The sequence below is a fragment of the Micromonospora sp. BL4 genome (genome assembly GCF_003667505.1).
Classification (GTDB): domain Bacteria; phylum Actinomycetota; class Actinomycetes; order Mycobacteriales; family Micromonosporaceae; genus Micromonospora.
Genome location: NZ_RCVJ01000172.1, coordinates 22947 through 30360, shown reverse-complemented (window position 1 = coordinate 30360; position 7414 = coordinate 22947). Strand labels below are relative to the sequence as shown.

7 protein-coding genes are annotated in these 7414 nt (G+C 72.7%); 1 reads left to right on the top strand and 6 read right to left on the bottom strand.

Going from position 1 to position 7414, the window contains the following annotated elements; all coding sequences use genetic code 11:
* From EAD89_RS23555 to ald, 4 genes are all read right to left on the bottom strand, one after another.
* Positions 1-1078 (bottom strand): segregation/condensation protein A (locus EAD89_RS23555; RefSeq protein WP_199733607.1); only part of this gene is annotated, 1078 nt, incomplete at its 3' end.
* A gap of 41 nt (positions 1079-1119) precedes the next feature.
* Positions 1120-2043: a ParA family protein gene (locus EAD89_RS23550; protein WP_121652136.1), complete on the bottom strand. Its 924-nt coding sequence runs from the start codon at positions 2041-2043 to the stop codon at positions 1120-1122.
* Between the two features lie 181 nt (positions 2044-2224).
* Positions 2225-3208 (bottom strand): site-specific tyrosine recombinase XerD, encoded by a 984-nt coding sequence (locus tag EAD89_RS23545; RefSeq protein ID WP_121677245.1) that lies wholly within the window; start codon positions 3206-3208, stop codon positions 2225-2227.
* Positions 3209-3228: 20 nt separating this feature from the next.
* Entirely contained in the window at positions 3229-4344 is a 1116-nt protein-coding gene (gene ald / locus EAD89_RS23540; protein WP_121677241.1) for an alanine dehydrogenase, read from the bottom strand.
* 227 nt (positions 4345-4571) lie between these two features.
* On the opposite strand from ald, the gene EAD89_RS23535 reads away from it, so the two are divergent.
* A complete protein-coding gene (locus EAD89_RS23535) occupies positions 4572-4895 on the top strand; it encodes a TM2 domain-containing protein (protein WP_368666377.1) in 324 nt (107 codons plus the stop codon).
* Between the two features lie 94 nt (positions 4896-4989).
* Here the strand turns inward: EAD89_RS23535 and EAD89_RS23530 are convergent, their stop codons facing one another.
* Both EAD89_RS23530 and EAD89_RS23525 read right to left on the bottom strand, forming a co-directional pair.
* Positions 4990-5640 carry an NUDIX hydrolase gene (locus EAD89_RS23530; protein WP_121677239.1) on the bottom strand — a complete coding sequence of 217 codons (651 nt, stop codon included), beginning with the start codon at positions 5638-5640 and terminating at the stop codon, positions 4990-4992.
* The gene (locus tag EAD89_RS23525) at positions 5637-7388 is read right to left on the bottom strand and encodes a CTP synthase (RefSeq protein ID WP_121677238.1); all 1752 of its coding nucleotides are present in this window, start codon (positions 7386-7388) and stop codon (positions 5637-5639) included. Before EAD89_RS23525 ends, EAD89_RS23530 begins: the two co-directional genes overlap by 4 nt.
* Positions 7389-7414: the final 26 nt, after the last annotated feature.

Below are 7414 nucleotides of genomic sequence, written 5' to 3'. Positions count from 1 at the left end.
CACCCGCCGGCTCCACGTCGGCCACATGCCCCGGCTCCGGCTCCGCCGTGCCCGCCGGCCCCGGTCCCGCCGGCTCCAGCCCGGCCGGCTCCAGCCCGGCCGGCTCCAGCCCGGCCGGCTCCAGCCCGGCCGGCTCCGGGTCGGCCCGCTCCGCCGGCGCGCCCGTCGGCTCCGGGTCGGTCGGGGTGCCGGCGTACTCGTCGACGTGCAGCTCGGTGTCGCCGTCGGTCGGGCCGGTCCAGCGCACGGTCAGCTCCTCCAGAGCCTGCTCCTGCACGAAGGCCACCAGACCCTCCCGGTACAGCTCCAGCAGCGCGAGGAACCGGGCCACCACCTCCAGGGTGGCCTCGCAGTCGGCGCAGAGCAGCGAGAAGGTGGCGGTACCGGCCCGGCGCAGCCGGGTGGCGAGGATCGCCGCGTGCTCCCGGACGCTGACCCGGACCATGTGCACGTGGGCGATGGACACCTCCGGCACGGGCTTCGGGGTCATCGCCTTCACGGCCAGCTTCAACAGGCGCTGCGGGCCGATGCCGAGCACCAGGTCGGGCAGCGCCTCGGCGTAGCGGGGCTCCAGGCTGACCGCCCGCGGATAGCGCCGACCGCCGACCGCCTCCAGTTCGGCGATGTGCGCCGCCGCCTCCTTGTACGCCTTGTACTGCAACAGCCGGGCGAAGAGCAGGTCCCGAGCTTCCAGCAGGGCGAGGTCCGCCTCGTCCTCCACGTCGGCGGCGGGCAGCAGCCGGGCCGCCTTCAGGTCGAGCAGGGTCGCGGCGATCAGCAGGAACTCGCTGGCCTCGTCGAGGTCCCACTTGTCGCCCATGGCGCGGATGTAGGCGATGAACTCGTCGGTGACCTTGTGCAGGGCCACCTCGGTGACGTCGAGTTTGTGCTTGCCGATGAGTTGCAGCAGCAGGTCGAACGGGCCGGTGAAGTTCGCCAGCCGCACGGTGAAGCCGGAGGCCTCGGGAGCCTCGGTGGTGGGCAGCACGCCGTCGACCTCGGCGGCCAGCTCGGCGGCGACCGCCGGGGCGGTGGCCTCGTGCGGCCCGGCCGGCGGGTCGAGGGGTGGCGCGGTCACCGGACGACCGTAGTCCACGAGGTGGGCACGGGGCGTTCCGGCTACCGCTCCGACTGGGCGGCGATCACCTCACGGGCCAGTTGGCGGTAGTTGCGCGCCCCGGAGGACGCCGGGTCCAGGGTGGTGATCGGGGCACCGGCCACGGTGGACTCGGGGAACTTCACCGTCTTGGTGATGACCGTCTGGTAGACCTTGTCGCCGAACGCCTCGACGACCCGCTGCAACACCTGCCGGCAGTGCGTGGTGCGGCTGTCGTACATGGTCGCGAGGATGCCCTCGAGCTCCAGGTCGAAGTTGAGCCGCTCGCGCACCTTGTCGATGGTGTCGAGCAGCAGCGCCACGCCGCGCAGGCTGAAGAACTCGCACTCGAGCGGGATGAGCACACCGTGCGCGACGGTCAGCGCGTTGATCGCCAGCAGGCCGAGCGACGGCTGGCAGTCGATCAGGATGTAGTCGTACTCCTTGCGGACCGTGCGCAGCACCCGGGCCAGGGCCATCTCCCGGGCGACCTCGTTGACCAGCTGGATCTCGGCGGCGGAGAGGTCGATGTTGGCCGGCAGCAGGTGCAGGCCCGCCACGTCGGTCTTGATCAGCACGTCCTCGGCGATCACGTCGTCCTGCATGAGCAGGTTGTAGACGGACAGGTCGAGGTTGTGCGGGTTGACCCCCAGCCCCACCGACAGCGCGCCCTGCGGGTCGAAGTCGACCAGCAGCACCTTGCGGCCGTACTCGGCCAGCGCGGCGCCCAGGTTGATGGTGGTGGTGGTCTTGCCGACGCCGCCCTTCTGGTTGGCCATCGCGATGATGCGCGCCGGGCCGTGCCGATCGGTGGGCATCGGCTCGGGGATGGGCTTGCGCATCGTGTAGGCCGCCGGGTCCGCTGGACCCAGGTCCGCGCCGAGCGTGGCCTGCTGCTCGCGGAGCTCCGACGTCCAGGTCTCGGCACGGTCACCGTTGCCAGCCATGTGCTCGTTGCCCCCTCCCGACGACCCCACCCGGCGTCGGAGCCGTCCGACGTCCTTCGCGGCGCCGCTGCGCACCCCGGTCGTGTCGCCCCAGGAGGTCCGCGCCGATGCCGACTGTACGCCACCGACCAGCAGGGGGTTCGGCACCGGCCCGGCGTGTCGGGACCGACCGCGACCGGGCTCAGCCCCGGGCGCGCGGGTGGGCGGTGGCGTACACCTCGCGCAGCCGCTCGACGGTCACCAGGGTGTAGACCTGGGTGGTCGTCACCGACGCGTGCCCGAGCAACTCCTGGACCACCCGCACGTCGGCGCCGCCGTCGAGCAGGTGGGTGGCGTACGAGTGGCGCAGGGTGTGCGGGGACACCGCGGCGGGCCCGTCGACCGGTAGCCCGGCCCGGCCGGCGGCGCGGCGCAGGATGGCCCAGGCGCCCTGGCGGGTCAGCGCGCCGCCGCGGGCGTTGAGGAAGACCGCCGGGGTGCCCCGGCCGGCCGAGGCGAGCCCGGGCCGGGCCCGGACCAGGTAGGCGCGCACCGCCTCGACGGCGTACCCGCCCATCGGCACCAGCCGCACCCGGCCGCCCTTGCCGCGTAGCAGCACGGTGCCCTCGTCGGCGTCGAGGTCGTCCACGGCGGCGCCGACCGCCTCGGAGATCCGCGCTCCGGTGCCGTACAGGAATTCCAGCAGCGCCCGGTCGCGTAGCGCGAGCGGCGCGCCCTCGCCGGTGGCGGTGACCGGGCCGGCGGTCTCCAGCAGCCGGACCACGTCGTGGACCGGCAGCGCGCGGGGCAGCCGGCGCGGCGGGGTGGGTGGGCGCACGTCGCGGCTGGGGTCGGCGCCGGCCAGCCCCTCGCGCAGCGCGAAGCGGTGCAGGCCGCGCACGGCGCTGGCCGCGCGGGCGGCGGAGGAGACCGCCAGTGGCGGGTGCGCGTCGTCGCCGGCGCGCAGCCGGGCCAGGTGTGATTCGACGACGCCGGCGCCGACCGACGCGAGGTCGGCGATGCCGGCGTCCGTCAGGGTCGTGAGGTAGCGGTCCAGGTCCCGGCGGTACGAGGCGAGGGTGTTCGCGGACAGGCCCCGCTCGACGGTGAGGTGGTCGAGATAGCCGCGGACGGCACGGCGCAGGGCCGGAGCGGGCTGCTCGCCCGCGCCGGCCCCGTCCGCGATGCCGGTCAGCCCGCCACCGCTCAGGCGAGCACGTCGGCCAGCGGGAGCACGTCCATGCCGTGCGACTCGGCGACCGGGCCGTAGGTGACCCGCCCGTCGTGGGTGTTCAGGCCCAGCGCCAGCGCCGGGTCGCGGCGCAGCGCCTCGCGCCAGCCCTGGTTGGCCAGCTCCAGGGCGTACGGCAGGGTGACGTTGGTCAGCGCGTAGGTGCTGGTGTTCGGCACCGCGCCGGGCATGTTCGCCACGCAGTAGAAGATCGACTCGTGGACCTTGTAGACCGGGTCGGCGTGCGTGGTGGGGCGCGAGTCCTCGAAGCAGCCGCCCTGGTCGATCGCGATGTCGACGAGCACGCTGCCCGGCTTCATCCGGGAGACCAGCTCGTTGGAGATCAGGGTCGGCGCCTTGGCGCCGGGCACCAGCACCGCGCCGATGACCAGGTCGGCGTCGAGCACGGCCCGCTCGACCTCGAACGCGTTGGAGGCGACGGTCTGCAGGTGGCCCCGGTAGATGGCGTCGGCCTGGCGCAGCCGGGCGACGTTCTTGTCCAGCAGCAGCACCTCGGACTGCAGGCCCAGCGCGATCGCGGCGGCGTTCATGCCGGAGACGCCGGCGCCGATGACCACGGTCTTGGCCGCGTACACGCCGGAGACGCCGCCGGGCAGCACGCCGCGCCCACCGCCGGTACGCATCATGTAGAAGGCGCCCACCTGCGGGGCGAGCCGGCCGGCCACCTCGGACATCGGGGCGAGCAGCGGCAACGACCGGTCCGGCAGCTCGACGGTCTCGTACGCGATGCCGGTGACCTTGCGGTCGATCAGCGCGTCGGTGCACTCCTTGGAGGCAGCCAGGTGCAGGTAGGTGAAGAGCACCTGCCCCTCACGCATCCGGTGGTACTCCTCGGCGATCGGCTCCTTGACCTTGAGCACCAGCTCGGCGGTGTCCCACACCTCGTCGGCGGTGGGCAGGATCGTGGCGCCCGCCGCGGCGAACTCCTCGTCGCTGATGCTGGAGCCGACCCCGGCGCCGGACTCGACGAAGACCTGGTGACCGCTGCGGGTGAACTCGTTGACGCCCGCCGGCGTGATCGCCACGCGGTACTCGTGGTTCTTGACCTCGCGTGGGATTCCGACCTTCACGATGCAGACACCTCTCTTCGGGGCTGCTCTCCCCCGACTGCTCGGTGCCGCGACGGCCCCATTGCCACCGCGGTCCACCGGTCCCGCCGGCGGCAGTCTAGGCGCGCCCGGCCCCGCCGCGTGCCAGCACAGTGGCATCCGGTGCCGGGGTGACCTGACGGAGTGTCAGGGCATCGAATCCGGCTCGGCGGTGGGGGCAACCTCAGCCGTCAGGACAGTGTTCCGCCATTATCGTCCCATCTGGTGGATCCTGCTGCTTACAGCGGGCGAGTGGATCACTAGTGTGTCGGCCCATGACCACTCCTCCATACCAGCCGGGGTACCCCCAGGGCGTCTCCGACAAGAGCAAGGTCGTCGCGGGCGTCCTCGGCATCCTGCTCGGTTTCTTCGGCGCCGGCCGGTTCTACATCGGCGACATCAAGATCGGTGTGCTGCAGCTCGTCGTGAGCGTGTGCACCTTGGGCCTCGGCAGCATCTGGGGCCTCATCGACGGCATCCTCATCCTGGTGAACGGCGGCACGGACGCGCAGGGCCGGCCGCTGCGCGACTGACCCACCGGACGGACGACAAGGGGCCCCGCGGCACGCATGCCGCGGGGCCCCTTCGCACGTACCCCTCGCTGGTGCCCCGGTGCGGGCCCGGCGCTCAGCGCGGCAGCGGTGCGTCCGCGGGGCGCAGCACCGACCAGCCGGTGTCCCGGGCGCGGGCCGCGGCCAGCAGACCGGCCACCGCGGATGCGTTGGTGATCTCGCCGGCCAGGACCATGCCGACGGCCTCGTCCAGGTCGATCCGGACGACCTGCAGGTCGGCCTCCTCGTCCCGGCGGTCGTGGCGCTCACCGGCCGGCACGTCGGCCAGGTCCCGCGCCAGGTACACCCGGACCAGCTCGTTGGTGAAACCGGGCGAGCTGTGCAGGTCGACCAGCACGTCGATCCGCCCGGCGGTGAGGTCGGCCTCCTCGGCCAACTCCCGCAGCGCGGCCGCCGGCAACTCCTCGCCGGAGACGTCCATGAGCCCGGCCGGCAGCTCCCACAGGTGCCGGCCGACCGGATGCCGGTACTGCCGGATCAGCACCACCTGGCCGACGTCGTCGAGCGCCACCACGGCCACCGCCCCGACGTGCCGCACGAGGTCACGCGCGGCGGTCCCGCCGCCGGGCATGGTGACCTCCTCGCTGACCACGGTGAAGATCCGGCCCCGGTAACGCTCCTCGCGCGAGCGCACCTCGTAGCGGTGCTCGACGGCGCTTCGCGCCGCGCTGCTGTGCCCGTTGGCTAGCTCGCTGCGCTCGCTCACGACGCGGACGACGCCTTCGTCGCCGCGCCGTTGCGGGCCGCCCGGCGCGTCGTCGGGGCCTCCGTCGCCGCGTCCAGGTCGACCGGCAGCTGGTCGGCCTGCGAGTACGTCACGGCGGCCTTGACGAACGAGGCGAACAGCGGGTGCGGGCGGGTGGGGCGGCTCTTCAACTCCGGGTGCGCCTGGGTCGCCACGAAGTACGGGTGCAGGCCCCGGTCCAGCTCGATGAACTCGACCAGCCGGCCGTCCGGTGAGGTCCCGGAGATGTGCAGACCCGCCTTGGTCAGCGCGTCGCGGTAGGCGTTGTTCACCTCGTAGCGGTGCCGGTGCCGCTCACTGATGTCGGTGCTGCCGTACGCCTCGGCGACGATCGAGCCCTCGGTCAGCGTCGCCGGGTACGCCCCGAGCCGCATGGTGCCGCCCAGGTCGCCCTTGCCCGCGACGATGTCCTCCTGGTCGGCCATCGTGGCGATGACCGGGTGCGCGGCCTGCTCGTCGAACTCCAGCGAGTTGGCGCCGTCCAGGCCGGCCAGGTGCCGGGCCACGTCGATGGTCATGCACTGCAGGCCGAGGCAGAGGCCGAGCAGCGGGATGCCGTTCTCGCGGGCGTACCGGGCGGTGCCGATCTTGCCCTCGATGCCGCGCACCCCGAAACCGCCGGGGATGAGGATGCCGTCCACGCCGGCCAGGGCCGCGGCGGCGCCGGCCGGGGTGACGCACTCGTCGCTGGGCACCCAGCGCAGCTGCACCCGGGCCCGGTGGCCGAACCCGGCCGCCCGGATCGCCTCGCTCACCGACAGGTACGCGTCCGGCAGGTCGACGTACTTGCCGACCACCGCGACGGTGACCGTGTGCCGGGGTCGGTGCACCCGCTCGAGCAGGTCGTCCCAGCTGGTCCAGTCCACGTCCCGGAAGGAGAGCCCGAGCCGGCGCACCACGTACGCGTCCAGCCCCTCACGGTGCAGCACCTTCGGGATGTCGTAGATGCTCGGCGCGTCCGGCGCGGCGACGACCGCCTCGGCGTCCACGTCGCAGTAGAGCGACAGCTTCTCCTTGAGCTTCTCCGGGATCTCCCGGTCGCAGCGCAGCACGATGGCGTCCGGCTGGATACCGATGTTGCGCAACTGCGCCACCGAGTGCTGGGTCGGCTTGGTCTTCAGCTCGCCCGACGGCGCGAGGTAGGGCACCAGCGAGACGTGCAGGTAAAAGCAGTTGTCCCGACCCAGGTCGTGGCGCACCTGGCGGATCGCCTCCAGGAACGGCAGCGACTCGATGTCGCCGACCGTGCCGCCGACCTCGGTGATCACCACGTCGGGGACGTGGCCGTCGTCGTCCGGCTCGCCCATCGCCAGGATCCGGGACTTGATCTCGTTGGTGATGTGCGGGATGACCTGGACGGTGTCGCCCAGGTACTCGCCGCGCCGCTCCTTGGCGATCACGTCGGAGTAGATCTGGCCCGTGGTGACGTTCGCCTTGCCGGACAACGCCCGGTCCAGGAAACGCTCGTAGTGCCCGACGTCGAGGTCGGTCTCGGCGCCGTCCTCGGTGACGAAGACCTCGCCGTGCTGGAACGGGTTCATCGTCCCCGGGTCGACGTTGAGGTAGGGGTCGAGCTTCTGCATCACGACGCGCAGCCCGCGCGCGGTCAACAGGTTGCCGAGGCTGGAGGCGGTGAGGCCCTTACCCAGCGAGGAGGCGACGCCCCCGGTGACGAAAATGTGCCTGGTCGTCCGTGCTGATGGGGCCAAGGCCTGCTCCCGTGTCGTCTGTCGCG